Below are 18,334 nucleotides of genomic sequence, written 5' to 3' on the forward strand. Positions count from 1 at the left end.
TAGTGAAAAACACTATCTTGAACGGTTCGATAATCATTAGCTACCAATAATTTTCGTTACAATGTCGGTAACAGTTTCGCGATTGATTTTTTCTTTGCCATCCTTTAACGCTGTGACAGTAGCGTGGGCAAATGCTAATGGGATTTCACAAAAATGGCGGATGGATGTTGTTTGAATATCTGCCAAATATAAATTAGCGCGCTTTAAATTCTGTTCAGTGAACTGAAGCATATCTTCGAACTCCCAACCATCTGGGAAAAAGTTCACGCCTCTTTCTGCGTCTTCAGCTTTATTTCTAAGAATATTCACGGTTTGAAGTCCACGACCAAAGGCTATGGCAAGTTCTTTGTCTGTTTCTGTACCATCATGCCATTTCCAAAGATCCGATAACATCGTTCCAACAAGACCAGCCACATAATAGGTATATTCATTCAAATCCGCTTCATTTTGAATCTGCCAGTCCAACTCGACCCATTTAGCCATTCCTTCTGCCATTTCTGCCGTCGCATCAAGTACTTTGTCTACGACCGTTTCAGGACAAAGCGTAATCCAATCATTTAGAAATAACGTAACGTCCGGTAGGGAAGCTTCATAAGGAAGGAGAATTTTCAGCAGGTTCTCACGATTGTATCCATTTCTCAACAACTTGCTGATTTCTATTAATAATTTACTTTTTATCTCAGCAGGGAGCTGAGGGTGGTCCTCAATTTCATCGATTGCACGCATGCATAAATACGCTGCGCCCACCGTTTCCTGTAGTCCAGAAGGAAGCTGGCTAATTGGAATGACAAAGGTTCGGCTCGTTTGCACTAAAAAATCATGGGCCTTCTTTTGTAAATCTTTTTCTTCGCTCATATTAAAGCTCCTTTTTATGTACAACTTTCGTTTTCTAAATTTATTATCCCAGTTTAACGGCTGTAATACTTAGCATATCGTGTAGAATCAAGTGGATGTTAACAGCCTGTATATCCTCGATTGGTGAGATACAGTGAAACTTACCTAGAGTTGCGCAGAGGTTTAGTTGAACCAATCGGGTTCGTAGTGTCGCTTTATCGAAGATTTAGCGACACTAGAACGGGACTAACCATCGGTGGTGAAAAAAAGACCCTACTGATGGAAGTTTCACTTTATCCCGGTTTAACAGTCTGTAATACTCACCTTATCGTATGGAATCGTGTTAGTGTTAAACAGCTTGTAAAACCCCGATTGGTTCAACTAACCATAAGTGGGGAACTACACCCCACTTATGGAAGTTTCACTTTATCATACCACACAAAGAGGGCTATTCAAGAATAGACTCCCCTTGTTTTTCTACATACAAAGGTATCTTTATCTGGAGTAAATCTTCTGCAATTACCGTGTTTTGAAAAATTTCACACGCTTCGTTTTGCAGTACTGCGATGTCTTCCCCCATATATCTGGCACTAATATGTGTCAAAATTAAATGACGGGCACCCGCTAGTTTTGCTGTTTTTGCAGCTTGGGCAGTCGTGCTGTGAAAATAATCAAATGCCATCTCCCCTTCATCCGCCGAAAAAGTTGCTTCATGAACAAGATAGTCCGCATTTTCCGCAAGCAAAATAGACTGTTCACATGTCCTCGTATCGCCAAGGATCGTAAGGATTCTTCCTTTATTCGGTTCACTAAGATAATCAGTTCCATATAAAACGCGTCCATCTTCTAGTGTAACATTTTCCCCGTTTTTAATAGCTTTAAAGATGGGGCCAGGTGCTACACCTTCATCTCTCAGCTTATCGGCAAGCAAGGTCCCAGGTCTGTCCTTTTCTACAATCCGATACCCGTAAGAAAGAATTCCATGATCAAGCGCTAAGGCCGAAACCGTAAATTGATCATCCTCAAAGACGATGCCTTCTTCTATCTCTACAACAGAAAGAGCATATTTAAGATGGGTGCCGCTTACGGAAAGACTTGTTTGAATATAATCTGCAATCCCTTTCGGACCATATACAGTTAAGTCATCAGTCCCTCCTTGGAAAGAACGGCTGCTAAGCAGTCCAGGCAAACCGAATATGTGGTCACCATGTAAATGCGTAATAAAAATTTTCTCAATTCGGCGTGGTTTAACAGATGTTTTTAATATTTGGTGCTGGGTAGCTTCCCCACAATCGAACAACCAAACCACCCCTCGCTCTTCCAGTAATTCAAGCGCGATTGCCGACACATTTCTAGCCTTGGCAGGAACACCTGCACCTGTCCCTAAAAAAACAAAATCCAAAATATTACCTCCGATGCATCTTTTTCCTTCATATATTATAACATAAACTGACTACTCCCACCTCTAAAGAAGTGGGGTCCTCATGTACTTAATAGAAGCCTTACAAAGGTCTCCACAGTCACCTTCATACATCTAGGAAAGGCATTGCCTTTCTTTTTTACGAAAATGGATCTCTGTGTACAACATCTTTGATTACTCTTCTGTTCCATGGGACTTTATGTTCCACACAACCATTATTGTGTTAGCGAACACTTTTAACGAAGGCGGGTAGCTCCACCTACGAAGAATCGATTCCTTACCTACCTTTTTTGATTCCGATACTACTTGGCAATTTTTCTTTATTTTGTTTTAATCGTTCCATTTCTTGATTGTGTAACGCTACAAATCTTCCAAAGGTTTGAAAGCATAATTCTCGGTTGATTTGTTGTCCGTTCATTTCGCTATTCATCAATAAAAAGGCACTATACAAATCTCGCTGAACGAGATGATTTCCGATCCATGTCCATCGTTGATGAAGTTTTTTCTTTTGATAGCTGTCTGTTACATGATTATATTGACTTGCTTTAAAGGTTCTGGTGTTGATTTTATGAATTGGATTATGGGTGTATGTTAATTTTTGATGGACGATGTCAACAAGCATCGCAGGAGCATAGGAGCCAACGCTTTTGCCAAATCTCTTTTTTCGTTGGAATTTACCATCCTTGTTTTTCTTTGTCTCTTTAGCTCGTTTAGCTAACGCTTTAAAGTTCATGGTTTCTATATAAACTTCATCTCCACATGCCAAAATACGATTGGCTATAGAAGAATGCTGTTCTTTTACATAATCCGTTCTCTTTCGGTACAGTTCTTTTAATTGGTAAAGGGTTTTTAGGTAGTGATGACTGCGGGTCCATGTTAATTGTATCCCTCTTTTTACTGTTCCATCAGGATGGAAGTTGGTTGGGTTGTTGCTTTGGCGACTGCGATCCAATTTTCGTAGTAATCGTCTCTTTTCTTTATCCATTTGCGGAATCTTTGGGGCGAGTGGTTGAATCCATACTTCTGTTTCAGAAGACACCGCAACAGTCGATGTACCAATATCCATTCCTACACGATTTGGAGGTGTTTCTTTATGGCGATAGGCTCCTTGCCTGAGTTGATCCTTTTTACAGGAGGAATTCCATCCATGACCAATTGTACATAGTAGGTATCTTTGCCACGAATCATCTTTTTAACAAGACGGCAATACTTAATTTTGTGGCAAGCAAGGGATTCTTCTACAAACAGATCCTTCTTTCGAATGAGTCCAGGAAGAACGAGTTCATTCCAATGTATTTCGTTATTTTTAAAGCGAATGCCGGATTTATTGGTTTTCCCTTCAAGAGAAGTCACGGATCCATACTTTTTAAAATGAGCTGTTTTTCCTTGAAAGAGTACGGTTTTCATCGCTTTCCAGACGGTAGAGGCAATTTTTTGAGAGGTATTGCTGTCTATGTGTTTGTTGACATTTTGTTGATGTTTTTTTATAGACGCATGAAGCCCTTATTCCGTTAAACCGTATGATTGACGGATATCATTCAATATTTTTGCGTAAGAATCTACTTCTTTTTTTAAAAGACAACTCTTTTCTTTATGAGTGATACACTCTACTTTTAATTTTGTTTCTCGATACAAACGTAGCTGTTTGCGATATTTCTTTGATTCTTTCATCAATTGGTACTGCTTAAGGCATAAGAAAGAGTGGTGTTGTAGAGTTTTCGAGCCAACTCAAATCGTGTTTGCCAAATAGGATGTTGCCAGTCTAATACGGCACATTTCAATTCTAAAACAAAAGAATCTTTTGTTGACTTTGCGATGACACAACGCTCCCTTCTCGTTATGTCTTTATACTACATCACAGAACGTATATTCGACAATAAAAAAGCACTCCATTCCTCCCGACGCCTAAAGGAGTGGGCTTCTTGGAGCTAACTTCTGTGAAACTTCCATCAGTGGTTTTTTTCACTGATGGTTAGCCCCGTTCTAGTGTCGCTATATTTCACCAATCGGAGTTTTACAGGCTGTTTAACACTCATTTGATTTATTACAATAAGATAAGTATTACAGCCTGTTTAACTGGGATAAATACTACAGTTAAGTTATGGGTATCCTTTAGGTGAAAGAATAAATTCAGTTGGTGCAATTCTGAATTTTCCCTATTAAAAAAATTGAATATTTGTGCAATTAAATTGCGTTCACTTACATGTATCTTTATAGTTGAATATATAAATTATCAAAACAACATTTTTACTGTTGTTACTAGAAAAGTGAGGTTATGCAAGTGATTCCAACTAATAAACCGACCGCATTAATCATCCTTTTTGGAGCCACCGGAGATTTGGCCAAACGAAAACTATTTCCATCTATTTATCGATTGTTTCAAAAAGAAAATATGGAGAAATTTGCTGTTGTTGGTGTAGCCCGAAGACCATTAACAAATGCTCAATTTCAAGAAAATGTTAAAGATTCTGTTATGACCTTTGCTGACAGCCATGAAAACGTCGATGAATTTGTCTCACACTTTTACTATCATTCCCATGATGTGAGTAGTTCAGAATCCTACATCGAATTAAAAAGCATAGCGGATAAGCTGAATGAACAATATGATTTGGAAGGAAATCGAATTTTCTATTTAGCAATGGCTCCAGAATTCTTTGGTACAATTGCTGAGCAAGTGAAAGGACAGGGCTTGACAGATACGCCAGGCTACAAACGACTCGTGATTGAAAAACCATTCGGGACTAGCTTTGAATCTGCTCAAGCACTTAATGAACAAATTCGCACAGCCTTCTCTGAAGATGAGATATACCGAATTGATCATTATCTCGGCAAAGAAATGGTCCAAAATATTGAAGTGATTCGCTTTGCGAACGCAATGTTTGAACCGCTTTGGAACAACCGGTACATATCCAATATCCAAGTGACTTCTAGCGAGACGCTTGGGGTTGAGGAACGAGGTCGTTACTATGAAACCAGTGGAGCGCTTCGTGATATGGTCCAAAATCATCTTATGCAGATGGTTGCCCTACTTGCTATGGAACCGCCAATCAAATTGACGGACGAAGAAATTCGTAGCGAGAAGGCACGTGCATTGCGTTCACTACGTCCAATGAAGAAAGAAGAAGTTGAAACTTTCTTTGTCCGTGGTCAATATGGTGAGGGTGCTGTTTTAGATTCCTTACTTCCTGGCTACCGAAATGAGTCGTCGGTCGACTCTGAATCCAATACCGAAACGTATGTGGCGGGTAAATTACTCATTGATAATTTCCGATGGGCAGGAGTACCATTCTATATTCGAACTGGAAAACGCATGGATGTGAAATCAACGAAAATTGTTGTTCAATTCAAAGATATTCCAATGAATTTATACTATAGCAAGGAACCAGAAGAAAATGTCCATCCTAACTTACTTGTCATCCATATCCAGCCAGAGGAAGGAATTACATTACTCTTAAACGCTAAGAAAAACGGTAACCAAATGAAAACGAAACCTGTAAGACTATCCTTCTCCAATACGAGCATTGACCGAATGAATACTCCTGAAGCCTATGAGAAGTTATTATTCGACAGTATGCGTGGTGATGCCACCAATTTCACCCACTGGGATGAAGTGGCTCTATCTTGGAAATTCGTTGACATCATTTCAGAAGTATGGGAAAACACGAAAGATGAAACCTTCCCGAATTATGTTGCCGGAAGCGTAGGACCCAAATGTGCCGATGAACTGCTGGAAAAAGACGGGCATTTCTGGTGGCCGGTTGAAAATCTAGAAATCGATAATTAAAATGAAGAAAAAACAAGAGCCTGTCCCATAACGAAAAGGTCAGACCCATAATCTTTGCATATGCAGGGTTAGACCTTTTCGGGACACCCTCTTGTTATTCATGTTGTTCCCCATCTACATACCTAGCTTTTTCTAAGTTAATCCAATAAGATATTCCTGATTCCAAGGCAATAAAAAATAAAAACACCGCTCCAGTAATCCAGATAGCGTTCATCCTATTAGGCTCCCTCCTTGTTGTGTCTATATTGCACCTTCTGCTTCGCTACTAAATCCCCTATATTGATTACATTATCTGATATACACCAAAATTTTCAAATCCCAAAATCCCTATTTCACACTAGGTACTTAATCCTATTTTCACATGATTAGTCACTATCAAAAAGGTAACGCTATTGATGATAGAAGTAATATGAAATTTTCCTTGTGATCTATATAATTATGAGGCCTGACCCTTTCGCTCTGGGTCAGCCTCTTTTACCGTTGACACGAAACCAATGGGTGTTATATAATTTTAAAAACAAAACCATTTGGTTTCATATTTATGCAAAAAGGAGAATTATATTGATAGAAAATAATCAGGTTACACTACAAGATATTAAGCAAACAGTCGTTTTTGATGCGCCTATTCAAAAAGTATGGGATACGGTTTCAACTTCAGAAGGGATTGCCTCATGGTTCATGCCCAATGATTTTCAGCCGATCATCGGACATGAATTCCATTTACAATCACCATTCGGCCCATCCCCCTGCAAAGTCATTGAATTAGATTCGCCAAATCGACTTTCTTTTACATGGGATGAAGATGGATGGGTCGTTTCATTTATTTTAAAAGAAGTCGAAGATAAGACAGAGTTTACACTTATTCACGGGGGATGGAAAAACCCTGATTATATCCTTCCGAAAGCGAACGAGAAAAGTTCCGTTATACATGACAGGATGAGTCAAGGTTGGACAGGCATTCTTAATAAGTTAAGAAAAATTGTTCAGAACTAGTGTCTGCATCCGTACAAAAGCATGATGTATTTCAAGCTATTGCTGACCCAACACGGCGAGATATTCTTAGATTACTCGCAGAAAAAGAATTATCTATTTTAGAAATCACCGGGCATTTCCCTATGAGTCGGACAGCTATCGCTAAACATCTTCATATTCTTTCAGAAGCAGAACTAGTCAGTGGACGAAAAATAGGTAGAGAAAAACGTTTTCGCTTACAACCAGAATCATTTGATGAATTGAAACAATGGCTTTCATATTTTGAACAATTTTGGAATAATAAATTATCCATGCTTAAACATATTGTTGAAAACCAGAATGGGACGGATTTAAAAGTCATTAAAACAGATCCAGATAAACAGTAGGAAAGCTAGTTAATATCTGTTTCACAATAAAGTTAACGGGGTGTCAAAAGCAAAGGGTCAGACCCCGCACCAACTAAATACAGGATAAGATAAGTGTATATAACACTACTTACTGATTTAGAGTGCGAAGTCAGACCCTTATGACTCCCTTGTATTGATCGTTAGGCATCCTTTATCCGCTCCTCTATTCCTTTAAGCGCAAGTTATCGAGAAAATCCTTGCTAAAACTTGTCTCAGCTTGCCCTTTCTTTTCAGCTGCTTCGACCCCTTTTTTAATGATTCCCTTGCCGTATTTACTTTTCAGCTTTTCGATAGCTTGGAAAAGTGGCTCTTCTTCTGCATCTTTTTCATAGGAAAATAAATCTAGTTGTTTATAGGCAGCTTCTTTGTCCATTACATCGAAAGCCGTCACCCCAAGTAGACGAACTTTCTCTCCATTCCAATGCTTTTTAAACAGCTCGACTGCAAGCCGATGGATATCAGCTTTCTCGAAAAAAGGGTTCTCGACAATCCTGCTTCTCGTTACCGTCCGGCGATCTTTATAGCGAATGGTCACGCCAATCTTTTGCCCAACTAATTTTTTATTTTTCAACCGAAGTGCTACCTTTGTTGAAAGTTGCTCTAATATATCGATTAATTCTTTCTGATTCGTTAGATCCTTTGGTAAAGTCATCGAATTGCCAATGCTTTTATTGTCAAATATGGATTCAGGGTCAACTGCACGCCCGTCTATTCCAGTAGCCCGTTCCTTTAATTTTAGTCCATTAATACCAAGAGCATGCCTGAGTGTTACATCATGCGCTTTAGCAAGATCACCGATTGTTTTGATCCCGACATCATTAAGCTTCTCTGCCGTTTTCTTGCCGATTCCGTGCATTTCACCAACATTGAGAGGCCAAAGTTTCAACGGAACATCTCGTTTTCTCAGAATTGTAATGCCCATCGGCTTCTTCATATCTGAAGCCGTTTTAGCTAGAAATTTATTCGGGGCGATGCCGATACTACAAGGCAAATCCATCGTCTCAAAAATCCGCTTTTGAATACTTTCAGCGATTTCAACAGGCGAGCCAAGGTCCGAGCAACCTGTAATATCCAGATACCCTTCATCAATTGAAACCGGTTCTACCAGTTCTGTATATTGTCTCATCAGTTCAAAGATTGCGATGGAAGTTTTCCGATATCGATCAAAGTTTGGCTCCAATACAAGAAGCTCAGGGCATAGCTTTTTCCCTTGCCAAATCGGCATCGTCGTTTTCACACCAAATTTCCTTGCTTCATAGCTACACGTGATTATAATCCCACGGCGCTCCTCAACATTCCCAGCGATTGCAAGGGGCTTACCCTTAAGCCCTGCATCATACGCCATCTCTACTGATGCAAAAAAACTATTCATATCAACATGAAGGATTACTTTTCCTTTTTTCGGATACATCCCTTCCATTCAACTGTCACTTCCTTACACACAGCAAGTATACCTATTGTAGCATAATAAGGGGTCAGACCCCATTTCCCAGATTATTTCCCATCAAAAAAACTGGAATTTGAGGGTTGCCTCAGATTCCAGTCATATTTTCGTTCGATTATTCTCCTGCTACTTCTTCGATAATAGCTAGGACCATTTCCGTTAATTTTGTTAATTCTTCAACCGGAATTCTTTCATTGGTTGTGTGGATATCTTCATAGCCGACAGCAAGGTTTACTGTTGGAATGCCGAAGCCAGCAATGACGTTTGCATCGCTACCACCACCGCTTTGAAGAAGCTTTGATGGGCGGTTGATTTTAGCTGCGGCTTTCTTGGCTACTTCAACAACATGATCGCCATCGCCATATTTAAAGCCAGGGTACATAACCGTTACTTCAACTTCAGCTTTTCCACCCATTTCAGATGCAACAGATTCAAACGCTTGTTTCATTTTCTCAACTTGAGCTTCCATTTTTTCTGGGATTAAAGAGCGAGCCTCGGCTAAAATTTCCACAAAGTCACAAACGATATTTGTTTGCTGTCCACCTCTGAAATAGCCGATATTCGCAGTTGTTTCTTCATCGATTCTTCCAAGCGGCATTTTCGCAATCGCTTTTGCTGCCATCGTAATGGCGGAAATTCCTTTTTCAGGGGCAACGCCAGCGTGAGCTGTTTTCCCGTACATTTTGGCAAAGATCTTTGCTTGAGTGGGAGCAGCTACAATAATATTCCCAACTTTTTCATCGCTATCTAGTGCATACCCGTATTTAGCTGTAACAAGTGAACGGTCTAAAGCTTTCGCACCGACTAGTCCAGATTCCTCGCCTACCGTGATGATAAATTCAATCGTACCATGCGGAATGTTTTCCTCTTTTAATACACGAAGAGTTTCAAGCATCGCCGCAAGACCTGCTTTATCATCTGCTCCAAGAATCGTTGTACCATCAGAGACGATATAGCCATCTTTAATGGACGGTTTAATTCCATTCCCAGGAACGACCGTATCCATATGTGAAGTGAAATAAATTGTATCCACTCCTTCTTTCGTTCCTTTCAACGTGCATATCAAGTTGCCAGCTCCATGACCGGTAACAGCGGTAGTATCATCCTCAAAAACATCCACACCTAGAGCCGTGAATTTTTCTTTTAAAACTTTGGCAATTTCCGTTTCAAACTTCGTTTCTGAATCGATTTGGACCAATTCAAAAAATTCCTTTACAATGCGTTCTTCATTCACCATTTCAACAAAACCTCCTATATGTATATACCTGATCAAACCCATTTCTCAATCGGAAAAATTCTAATGAGGGACCTTCACTTTATTACAGGTAACGGAAAAGTCCCTATTGATGAAGTGTAACTACTTCAACATTCCTAGTATATCGCTAATGGTTCGGTACCCGCAAGATATCGTGTTTCATTTAGCGATATTCACCTTTATAAAGGGATATTCCCATGTTTTTTAAAGGGTCTAGATTCTTTTTTGTTACGCAGCATTTCTAGGGATTGAAGTAACTTAATCCGTGTTTCTCGTGGATCAATGACATCATCGACCATTCCTTGACTCGCTGCCACATATGGATTCGCGAATTTATCGCGATATTCTGCAATTTTCTGTGCGCGTGTCTGCTCTGGGGTATCACTGTTTTGAATTTCTTTTGCAAAAATAATATTCGCGGCTCCTTGAGGTCCCATGACAGCGATTTCAGCATTTGGCCAGGCGAATACAAGATCTGCACCAATTGATTTACTATTTAACGCTACATACGCCCCACCATATGCTTTACGAAGAATAACCGTCAGCTTTGGAACAGTCGCTTCTGAATAGGCATAAAGGATTTTTGCACCATGGCGAATAATTCCTCCATGTTCCTGCTTAACTCCTGGAAAAAATCCAGACACATCTTCGAAGGTAATCAGTGGAATATTGAACGAATCGCAAAAACGAATAAACCGGGCTGCTTTGTCTGAAGAATCGATATCAAGTCCGCCGGCCAAAACTTTAGGTTGATTGCAGACAAGTCCGACGACTTCGCCCTTCATTCTCGCTAATCCGATGACAATATTTTTCGCAAAATCTTTTTGAACTTCCATGAATGAATCTGTATCAACGATTTCTTCAATTACTTTACGGACATCATAGGGACGTAAACCATTAAATGGAATAATATCCGTAAGCTTTTCCCGGTAATCCTCTTTGTCGCAGGCTTTCATGCTTGGTGGTTTTTCTTCATTATTTTGCGGCAAATACAACAGTAACTGACGCACCATTTCCAGCACTTCTTTTTCTGTTTTCCCTTGAAAATGGGCATTCCCGCTAATGCTGTTATGTACAGTTGCACCGCCAAGATCTTCAGAACTAATCTTTTCTCCGGTCACAGTTTCAATCACTTTTGGTCCGGTGATGAACATTTGGCTTGTTTCCTCTACCATAAAAACAAAATCAGTAATAGCTGGTGAATAAACCGCTCCCCCGGCACACGGTCCCATCATAACCGAGATTTGCGGAATAACCCCCGAATAAATCGCATTTCGGTAAAAGATCTGTCCGTAGCCATCTAGTGAGACAACTCCTTCTTGAATTCGAGCTCCGCCAGAGTCATTCAGTCCAACAAACGGTGCGCCATTTTTCGCAGCTAGATCCATTACATTCGCTATTTTTTTTGCATGCATTTCACCGAGTGCACCGCCGAACACTGTGAAATCTTGAGAAAACAAATATATCGGACGTCCATTCACTTTCCCATAACCCGTTACAACGCCATCTCCAGGTCCTTTGATTTTATCTAGGCCAAAATCGACACTGCGGTGCTCGATAAATGGATTAAGTTCAACGAAACTCCCTTTGTCGACCAGAAGATGAATTCGTTCTCTTGCGGTTAACTTGCCTTTCTCATGCTGTTTGATAATGCGCTCATCTCCACCGCCAAGCTCTACTTCCCGCCTCCGATCATACAATTCATTGATTTTTTCATAGATGTCTGTCATTTTTTCTCCCCCTCGTAATTCTCACACAACTCGTAAAGAACCCCGCCGCCTGATTTTGGGTGAAGGAAAGCAACCTGAGCATTATGAGCACCAATCCTTACCGTTTCATCAATCATGCGCAGGCCGCCATTTTTGATCTCCTCAATTCGTGTTACAATATTCTCCACATCAAAAGCTATATGATGAATGCCTTCGCCTCGTTTTTCAATAAACCGGGCTATAGGACTATCTTCAGATAACGCTTCCAATAATTCCAACTTTGTATTGCCTGCGTTTACAAATGCTACTTTGACTCCTTGATTCTCTATGATTTCAATCCCTTCCAGCTTCAAGTTAAATACCTCCGTATAAAGCGGTAATGCCTCAGCTAATGATGTTACAGCTATACCTATATGGTCAATCTTATTGATCATAAGCAGCCCCCTGTTTACTATTATTGAATAATGATACTATTCAACAAATTCCTGAAAATCCCTGCTTATATTTGTTAAGTTGGTTACCAACCAAATATCCTTGAGATTCTACTATGGACAAGGTAAACTATACATATATACGGATGCTGTAAAGAATTCTATGCTCTTTACAATGAGGAGAGATTAATATGAAAAACAAGAAAACGAGAAAAATTGTTGTTTATTTAATGATTATTTCCATGTTATTGACAAGTCTACTTTCTGGCGTTGCATTCTTCCTACAATAAAGTGAAACTTCAATCAGTGGGGTTTTCTTCATCCCCCACTGATTGTTTGTTGAACCAATCGGGCTTTTACGGACAGTAAGACCCGCATCTACGCTTCTTCTATTCCTCTAAGCCTCAAGTTTGGGGTCATACTGCCCGTTAATGCGGGATAAAAATGAGATCGTCCAAAAAGGGTCAACCCCACACTCTATATTCCGTTTATTAGTCGTTATACGTCTATAAACGGAATATAATTGATGTGGGGTTAACCCTTTAGTTAAAGGACAGCCTCTTTATTGACGGATCTTTACGCTTTTCTTATTTAATGGCTCCTTGCTCTTTAGCCAATGTTGTAAAGTCTTTTGATGAATGGGTGACTAAAACTTTAGTACCGATTGGCACATGCTCGTATAAATGTTCGATATCAGCTTTTCTCAAACGGACACATCCATTTGAGATATATTTCCCAACAGAAGTTTGATTATTTGTACCGTGAAGTCCATAAATTCTCCCATCTGTTCCCAATGCATCAAAGCCAATCCACCTTGATCCTAGTGGATTTCTAGGATCACCACCAGGAATATTCTTTTTTCGGAAATACGGGTTAACAGCCTTCACTTTAACGGTAAATAATCCTTCTGGTGTGAGCTCCTTGCTTCTCCCTGTACCAGCTGGGTAAACATTCTGAACTTTATTATCATCAATGAATGCCACCTTGTTCGTTGCTTTATTCACGATGACAAAGGGTTCTCCAACAACAGCTGAAGCGGGCATTGGCACAACTGCCAACAAGATGCTTGTAAAGATTAAGGAAAGTAACATCTTCATTTGATCAAACCTTCCATTCATTTTCCGTTAGTTTTCACCCATCTTCAGCTTTTCATGCTGTTTTTTTGGTTCTGGTAGACCTTTAAATGAATGTTTAAGCTGCAAATACTGCTCGATTTCCTTCATTAACTGTAATAACGCTGCTCTCGATTCAAACTCTTCTCGGGTCACAGGAAGCTCCATTTTTTTAAAAACCTGTTCCATCTCATCAAGCTTTTGCAAATAAATAATTGCGGTATTTTGCGGATGAACGTTGTTGCTTAGTTCAATGAGAAATTCCCCCAACATCTTGCTTTGCTTAACTTTTGACGGAATATTCGTAGCTAGTGGCAAGATGCGCTCTATAATTTCAAATTGCTTTTCCCTCATTTTAAAATAATGATAATAAACGTCATCTTCACGCAAAAAATGATTCTCTACATCGCGAAATGCCAATGTCTTTGCTTCAGCTAATAATTTTGTTGTCTCAGTAATTTCTTTCCCATCCCAGTCACTTTTGTTGGTATGCAAATAATTTACTAGCTCCATAAGAATTTTGCTGAAATTCTCTTCAACTTTTTTCTGGTAATCGATTAATTTATTTTCGAGACTTGGCATATACCAGTTCATTAATAAAGCTGAACCAATTCCAATTATAATGAGTCCTAATTCATTCAGCCAGAGATCAAGCGTGATATGTTCAGCCGTATATAGATGTAGGATAATAACACCGCTTGTTACGATGCCTTCATTTACTTTCAAAGCAACCGTTGTCGGTATTAAAAGTAATAAAATAATGCCAATGATAACTGGATTATAGCCAAATAGTTCAAACAGTATGGTGGAATAGATCATCGCAATTAAACAGGCTATGAACCGTGAATAGGCGGCCCCAAGAGATTTCTTTTTCGTTACCTTCGTACATAGGATTGTAATAATTCCTGCAGATGGAAAACTATCTAATCCCGCTAATTGTGCTAGAAAAATGGCTAGCGTCGTACCAACTGCCGTTTTCAATGTCCGATATCCAATTTTAAACATAACGATATCACCTAGTTTTCTTATGATAGTACCCATCTTACCAACAAATGTAGCCAATTTATAGTGAAAGTGCTGTTGACTACCATAATTCTAGTATTCACATTTTTCCGCCAAAAAAAAAGACAACTATTCGTTGTCTTTTTTAGTCTTATAAAACCTTTTCCAAAAATTCTTGCGCACGCTGACTTTTCGGGCTCGAGAAGAACTCACTTGGCGGTGCATCTTCAACAAGGTTCCCACCATCAAGGAAGAGAATTCGATCAGCTACTTCACGTGCAAAGCCCATTTCATGAGTGACAATGACCATTGTCATTCCCGTATGAACAAGATCTTTCATAACAGCTAACACTTCTTTGACCATTTCTGGATCAAGTGCAGAAGTAGGCTCATCAAATAGCATAACATCAGGGTTCATTGCAAGTGCTCTAGCGATGGCAACACGCTGTTTTTGCCCCCCGGATAATTTATTCGGATACTGCTTTTCTTTATCTGCTAGACCCACTTTTTTTAGTAGTTCCCGTCCTTGTTTTTGTGCCTCTTGTTTGGAAAGACCTTTCACCTTCATCGGTGCATAGGTTAAATTATCCAGAACTGTTTTATGTGGGAACAAATGAAAATGTTGAAACACCATTCCAACATTTTCTCGGACCTTCATGATGTTTGCTTTCTTATCGGTAATATCCGTTTCTTTTATCCAAATTTGCCCATAAGTTGGCTGTTCGAGTAAATTCAAACAGCGAAGAAATGTGGATTTCCCTGACCCTGAAGGACCAATAACTGCGACTACTTCGCCTTCTTTAATACTTGTGTTGATTCCTTTAAGGACGTCCAGCTTTCCATAACTTTTGTGGAGGTTGTCTACTTTAATCACTGCGTTTCATTCTCCCTTCAACCAATTTGCCAATCACAGTTAAAATCATGACCATCACATAATATATCAACCCAGCAAATAAAATCGGCTCGAAGAATTTATATGTTTCGCCACCGACAATATAGGAACGGCGCATAATATCTGCTAGTCCAATTGTTGTGACAATTGCTGATTCTTTTGTTAACGTAATAAATTCATTCATTAAGGCTGGTAAAATATTTTTGAATGCCTGAGGCAGAATAATGCTTAACATCATACTCGAATAGGGAACACCTAGGGCAAGTGCCGCCTCTCTTTGTCCCTTATCAACAGCATTAATTCCACCGCGAATCACTTCTGAAATATAAGCAGCTGAATTTAAACCGAATGACAAGAAGGCTGCTTCAAAAGCATCAATTTGCACGCCGAACAATTGTGGAGATCCAAAATAAATTAACATGAGTTGGAGCACAAGCGGTGTGCCACGGAAAATAGAAGTATAAAAGTCCGCAATCCATTTCAATGGCTTCATGCGGCTGATTTTCATTAACGACAACACAATTCCCAAAACAATCCCGATTACCGCTGCTACAGCAACGACTTTTAACGTCATTGGAATTCCCTCTAAAATATAAGGAAGGGAAGGCATAATTCTTTCAAAATCCAAGTTCAAACCATTCATCCTCTCATTGGTCAGTAAACAGGAAAGCGCGGAAAAACGTTCAAAAGAGAACACGCACCCTTTTGAACGTTTTCTTCAATTATTTATTTAGCTGTTTCGCCACTAAACCATTTTACTATAAGTTTTTCCATTTCACCGTTTTCCATCATTTTTTTCAGCTCAGTATTAAATTTTTCAGTTAGTTCACTATCTTTTTGGAATGCAATCGCTGAACCTGCTTCTTCTGTTTTTGTTTTTCCGTCAATTACATATCCCGCAAGATCTGAATTGTCAGCTAAATAGCCTTTTGCGACTGTATCTTCAATAATAGCTGCATCAAAACGGCCAGCTTTGATTTCTTGAACGATATCTGGAATTCGATTACGGTTTTCAACCGTAAGATCTATGCCGTCTTTTTTAAGATCCTTGGCAATTCCTTCTTGGATGGACGCTAATTGAACACCTACTGTAGCACCATTAAGATCTTCAACACTTTTGATTTTCCCGTCTGCTTTCGTTACAATCATATGGTTCGATTTGTAATAAATATCACTGAAATCCACTGTCTTTTTACGTTCTGCAGTAGGAGACATTCCCGAAAGAACAAAATCCACTGTCCCGTTTTCTAAAGAAGGCACAAGTCCATTAAAGTCGATATCCTTCACTTCGAATTCATAGCCTAGTTTTTCAGTAATTGCTCTAGCCACATCTATGTCAAAGCCGATGATTTCCTCACTCTTTGCCGTCTCAACATATTCAAATGGCGGATAATCCGCAGAAGTTCCCATCATCATTAATACTTTTTTTCCATCACCATTTGCTGATTCTTTATTGTTTGCTGAATCATCATTATTGGATGTCCCACATGCAGCTAAAATGCCGATCATCATAATCATGGCAAACATAAGCATAAGTTGTTTACTACTCTTCATTCTATACTCCTCCATACCTAATGAATTAATTTTTCCCTATCAACATTTGATACATTCATTATAGGAAAATATAATTATAGTTTTTAATATTCATGCACTTTAATGTATTTTAACACATTTTTATAATTATGCAATAATATTTATAATAATAAATTCATGTTTACATTCGGATAAATGATTTTACCATTCTCCCCTTCATCATGGAAAAGAGTCGGGGCTTCGCAAAATCAGCTCCGCACCATCACCTTCATAAGGTGAAACAATTTGAGAACCTGAACCTTATTCATTGTTTTAGTTGGGAATCAGATGCTTATGGTTGTTTTTATTATTTCAATATATATTATCTCTCCTACATTCATATTCAATACAAAAAACTGAACAAATATCGCCCTGTACACTGAAATACTATTGCATGATTGGATGCTTTGTATTGCGAAAATTTTTGAATGTAAAAAACTTCGCTATACGAAACTTTTTACGTGAAAGTGTTCGAGACCTGTGGTAGAATTTATTAAAGAGATGACCAGTTGGTCAATTCAAAAACCAGTTGGTTAATGGAGGTGCGGAATGAACGAAAAGAAACGAAAAATATTAATCGCTGCTATGAAACTTTTTTCGAAAACAAGCTTCCATCAAACGTCCATGCAGCAAATTGCTGATGTATGTGGAGTCTCAAAAGGAAGCTTATATACCCATTTCAAATCGAAAGAAGAACTCTTATCCGATATTTTTTCGTATTATTATCAAATGCTGAACCAACAAATGGCTGCAGCAGAAACGAACGATGATTCAGTCGAGGAGGCCTTTATCCGTGGAATTGCTATTCGCCTCCGTCATTATTGTGAATTTCACGAGTTTTTTCAAATGCAAATGAATGAGGTCAGAGGACTTGAGGACCCATCTCTCAATCAATTCGTGCATCAACAACATACCAAACTGCTTCAGAAAACAGAAAAAGGAATCGTGTCAGTTTTTGGGCAAGAAGTAGCAGCATATGCGACAGATTTAACGGCTACGTTAAAAGGCATGTTAATTACCTACGTACGCGGCATTATTGAAGAGGGAAAAGCGTGTGACCCTAATGAACTTGCTCGTTTTCTATTTCTACAGCTTAAAACAATCGCACACACATTCATTGAGGAAAAACCTAATCCGTTTTTTATGACTTCTCCTTTGCAAGCACACCCACATGAAACCACTCATCCTCTTTACATCGTGCGGAAAATGAAAGAAACGCTTGTCTCATTAAGTATGCATGCAGAAGATATTATTATCGAATCTGTGGAAATTCTGGAAAAGGAACTATTAGAAATAAAACCTCGTGTAGCCGTTTTATCAGGCATGATCCACAATTTAAAAGAAAGCAATGCTTTTGTGGAACTAGCGTCGGAATTGGAAGAAACGATAAAACAAATGCCTGTCACCACACTTATTAAATAAAGTGAACCTTTCATCAATGGGGGTCTTGCTGCCCATTAAGAGTGGGATAAAATTAGAGCGTATAAAGAAAGCAGGTTA

19 protein-coding genes are annotated in these 18,334 nt (G+C 39.1%); 5 read left to right on the plus strand and 14 right to left on the minus strand.

Annotated features, from left to right (window positions below; genetic code table 11):
* Positions 1-36 precede the first annotated feature (36 nt).
* The 5 genes from AC1MGI_RS17675 to AC1MGI_RS17695 all read right to left on the minus strand — a co-directional run bounded on the left by AC1MGI_RS17675 (position 37) and on the right by AC1MGI_RS17695 (position 3,925).
* Positions 37-855, minus strand: coding sequence for a squalene/phytoene synthase family protein (locus tag AC1MGI_RS17675; RefSeq protein WP_480346656.1), 819 nt, complete (start codon positions 853-855; stop codon positions 37-39).
* Between the two features lie 427 nt (positions 856-1,282).
* Entirely contained in the window at positions 1,283-2,236 is a 954-nt protein-coding gene (gene rnz / locus AC1MGI_RS17680) for a ribonuclease Z (RefSeq protein ID WP_480346658.1), read from the minus strand.
* A 295-nt stretch (positions 2,237-2,531) separates the two neighbouring features.
* Complete coding sequence (locus AC1MGI_RS17685; RefSeq protein WP_480346660.1) at positions 2,532-3,320, minus strand: hypothetical protein; 789 nt, start codon at positions 3,318-3,320, stop codon at positions 2,532-2,534.
* 2 nt (positions 3,321-3,322) lie between these two features.
* The gene (locus AC1MGI_RS17690) at positions 3,323-3,661 is read right to left on the minus strand and encodes a hypothetical protein (RefSeq protein ID WP_480346661.1); all 339 of its coding nucleotides are present in this window, start codon (positions 3,659-3,661) and stop codon (positions 3,323-3,325) included.
* A gap of 96 nt (positions 3,662-3,757) precedes the next feature.
* Complete coding sequence (locus AC1MGI_RS17695; RefSeq protein WP_480346662.1) at positions 3,758-3,925, minus strand: hypothetical protein; 168 nt, start codon at positions 3,923-3,925, stop codon at positions 3,758-3,760.
* A gap of 610 nt (positions 3,926-4,535) precedes the next feature.
* Here AC1MGI_RS17695 and zwf point away from each other — a divergent pair.
* The 3 genes from zwf (at position 4,536) to AC1MGI_RS17710 (ending at position 7,396) form a co-directional block, all read left to right on the plus strand.
* Positions 4,536-6,038, plus strand: coding sequence for a glucose-6-phosphate dehydrogenase (zwf, locus tag AC1MGI_RS17700; protein ID WP_480346664.1), 1,503 nt, complete (start codon positions 4,536-4,538; stop codon positions 6,036-6,038).
* A gap of 561 nt (positions 6,039-6,599) precedes the next feature.
* Positions 6,600-7,031: an SRPBCC family protein gene (locus tag AC1MGI_RS17705; RefSeq protein WP_480346666.1), complete on the plus strand. Its 432-nt coding sequence runs from the start codon at positions 6,600-6,602 to the stop codon at positions 7,029-7,031.
* Positions 7,031-7,396 (plus strand): ArsR/SmtB family transcription factor, encoded by a 366-nt coding sequence (locus tag AC1MGI_RS17710; protein ID WP_480346668.1) that lies wholly within the window; start codon positions 7,031-7,033, stop codon positions 7,394-7,396. Before AC1MGI_RS17705 ends, AC1MGI_RS17710 begins: the two co-directional genes overlap by 1 nt.
* A 184-nt stretch (positions 7,397-7,580) precedes the next feature.
* On the opposite strand, the gene AC1MGI_RS17715 is transcribed toward AC1MGI_RS17710, so the two are convergent.
* The 4 genes from AC1MGI_RS17715 to mce all read right to left on the minus strand — a co-directional run bounded on the left by AC1MGI_RS17715 (position 7,581) and on the right by mce (position 12,259).
* Positions 7,581-8,837: a DNA polymerase IV gene (locus AC1MGI_RS17715; protein ID WP_480346669.1), complete on the minus strand. Its 1,257-nt coding sequence runs from the start codon at positions 8,835-8,837 to the stop codon at positions 7,581-7,583.
* A gap of 139 nt (positions 8,838-8,976) precedes the next feature.
* Complete coding sequence (locus AC1MGI_RS17720; protein WP_480346671.1) at positions 8,977-10,098, minus strand: tripeptidase T; 1,122 nt, start codon at positions 10,096-10,098, stop codon at positions 8,977-8,979.
* A 197-nt stretch (positions 10,099-10,295) separates the two neighbouring features.
* Positions 10,296-11,846, minus strand: a complete 1,551-nt coding sequence (locus AC1MGI_RS17725; protein WP_480346673.1) for an acyl-CoA carboxylase subunit beta — start codon at positions 11,844-11,846, stop codon at positions 10,296-10,298.
* The gene (gene mce, locus AC1MGI_RS17730; protein ID WP_480346675.1) at positions 11,843-12,259 is read right to left on the minus strand and encodes a methylmalonyl-CoA epimerase; all 417 of its coding nucleotides are present in this window, start codon (positions 12,257-12,259) and stop codon (positions 11,843-11,845) included. Before mce ends, AC1MGI_RS17725 begins: the two co-directional genes overlap by 4 nt.
* A gap of 188 nt (positions 12,260-12,447) precedes the next feature.
* On the opposite strand from mce, the gene prli42 reads away from it, so the two are divergent.
* Complete coding sequence (gene prli42 / locus AC1MGI_RS17735) at positions 12,448-12,546, plus strand: stressosome-associated protein Prli42 (protein WP_157279407.1); 99 nt, start codon at positions 12,448-12,450, stop codon at positions 12,544-12,546.
* A 297-nt stretch (positions 12,547-12,843) separates the two neighbouring features.
* Here prli42 and AC1MGI_RS17740 read toward each other — a convergent pair whose 3' ends face one another.
* The 5 genes from AC1MGI_RS17740 to AC1MGI_RS17760 all read right to left on the minus strand — a co-directional run bounded on the left by AC1MGI_RS17740 (position 12,844) and on the right by AC1MGI_RS17760 (position 16,816).
* The gene (locus AC1MGI_RS17740; protein WP_480346677.1) at positions 12,844-13,353 is read right to left on the minus strand and encodes a L,D-transpeptidase; all 510 of its coding nucleotides are present in this window, start codon (positions 13,351-13,353) and stop codon (positions 12,844-12,846) included.
* 27 nt (positions 13,354-13,380) lie between these two features.
* Positions 13,381-14,373, minus strand: coding sequence for an aromatic acid exporter family protein (locus AC1MGI_RS17745; RefSeq protein ID WP_480346679.1), 993 nt, complete (start codon positions 14,371-14,373; stop codon positions 13,381-13,383).
* A gap of 148 nt (positions 14,374-14,521) precedes the next feature.
* Positions 14,522-15,244, minus strand: coding sequence for an amino acid ABC transporter ATP-binding protein (locus AC1MGI_RS17750; protein WP_480346681.1), 723 nt, complete (start codon positions 15,242-15,244; stop codon positions 14,522-14,524).
* Positions 15,237-15,896, minus strand: coding sequence for an amino acid ABC transporter permease (locus AC1MGI_RS17755; protein WP_049682068.1), 660 nt, complete (start codon positions 15,894-15,896; stop codon positions 15,237-15,239). Before AC1MGI_RS17755 ends, AC1MGI_RS17750 begins: the two co-directional genes overlap by 8 nt.
* A gap of 92 nt (positions 15,897-15,988) precedes the next feature.
* On the minus strand, positions 15,989-16,816 hold the full coding sequence (locus AC1MGI_RS17760) for a transporter substrate-binding domain-containing protein (protein WP_480346682.1): 828 nt from the start codon (positions 16,814-16,816) through the stop codon (positions 15,989-15,991).
* A gap of 567 nt (positions 16,817-17,383) precedes the next feature.
* Between AC1MGI_RS17760 and AC1MGI_RS17765 the strand changes: the two genes are divergently transcribed.
* A complete protein-coding gene (locus tag AC1MGI_RS17765; protein ID WP_480346684.1) occupies positions 17,384-18,256 on the plus strand; it encodes a TetR/AcrR family transcriptional regulator in 873 nt (290 codons plus the stop codon).
* The last annotated feature ends 78 nt before the right edge of the window (positions 18,257-18,334 follow it).

The organism is Peribacillus sp. BM1 (genome assembly GCF_056679975.1).

Bases quoted from the DNA above. Each gene is read 5' to 3' on its own strand.
- AC1MGI_RS17715 (WP_480346669.1), bottom strand. From the start codon at position 8,837: ATGGAAGGGATGTATCCGAAAAAAGGAAAAGTAATCCTTCATGTTGAT.
- AC1MGI_RS17765 (WP_480346684.1), top strand. From the start codon at position 17,384: ATGAACGAAAAGAAACGAAAAATATTAATCGCTGCTATGAAACTTTTT.
- AC1MGI_RS17675 (WP_480346656.1), bottom strand. From the start codon at position 855: ATGAGCGAAGAAAAAGATTTACAAAAGAAGGCCCATGATTTTTTAGTG.
- AC1MGI_RS17740 (WP_480346677.1), bottom strand. From the start codon at position 13,353: ATGAAGATGTTACTTTCCTTAATCTTTACAAGCATCTTGTTGGCAGTT.
- AC1MGI_RS17725 (WP_480346673.1), bottom strand. From the start codon at position 11,846: ATGACAGACATCTATGAAAAAATCAATGAATTGTATGATCGGAGGCGG.
- AC1MGI_RS17685 (WP_480346660.1), bottom strand. From the start codon at position 3,320: ATGGATATTGGTACATCGACTGTTGCGGTGTCTTCTGAAACAGAAGTA.
- mce (WP_480346675.1), bottom strand. From the start codon at position 12,259: ATGATCAATAAGATTGACCATATAGGTATAGCTGTAACATCATTAGCT.
- AC1MGI_RS17695 (WP_480346662.1), bottom strand. From the start codon at position 3,925: ATGAAAGAATCAAAGAAATATCGCAAACAGCTACGTTTGTATCGAGAA.
- AC1MGI_RS17690 (WP_480346661.1), bottom strand. From the start codon at position 3,661: ATGAAAACCGTACTCTTTCAAGGAAAAACAGCTCATTTTAAAAAGTAT.
- AC1MGI_RS17760 (WP_480346682.1), bottom strand. From the start codon at position 16,816: ATGAAGAGTAGTAAACAACTTATGCTTATGTTTGCCATGATTATGATG.
- AC1MGI_RS17745 (WP_480346679.1), bottom strand. From the start codon at position 14,373: ATGTTTAAAATTGGATATCGGACATTGAAAACGGCAGTTGGTACGACG.
- AC1MGI_RS17720 (WP_480346671.1), bottom strand. From the start codon at position 10,098: ATGGTGAATGAAGAACGCATTGTAAAGGAATTTTTTGAATTGGTCCAA.
- prli42 (WP_157279407.1), top strand. From the start codon at position 12,448: ATGAAAAACAAGAAAACGAGAAAAATTGTTGTTTATTTAATGATTATT.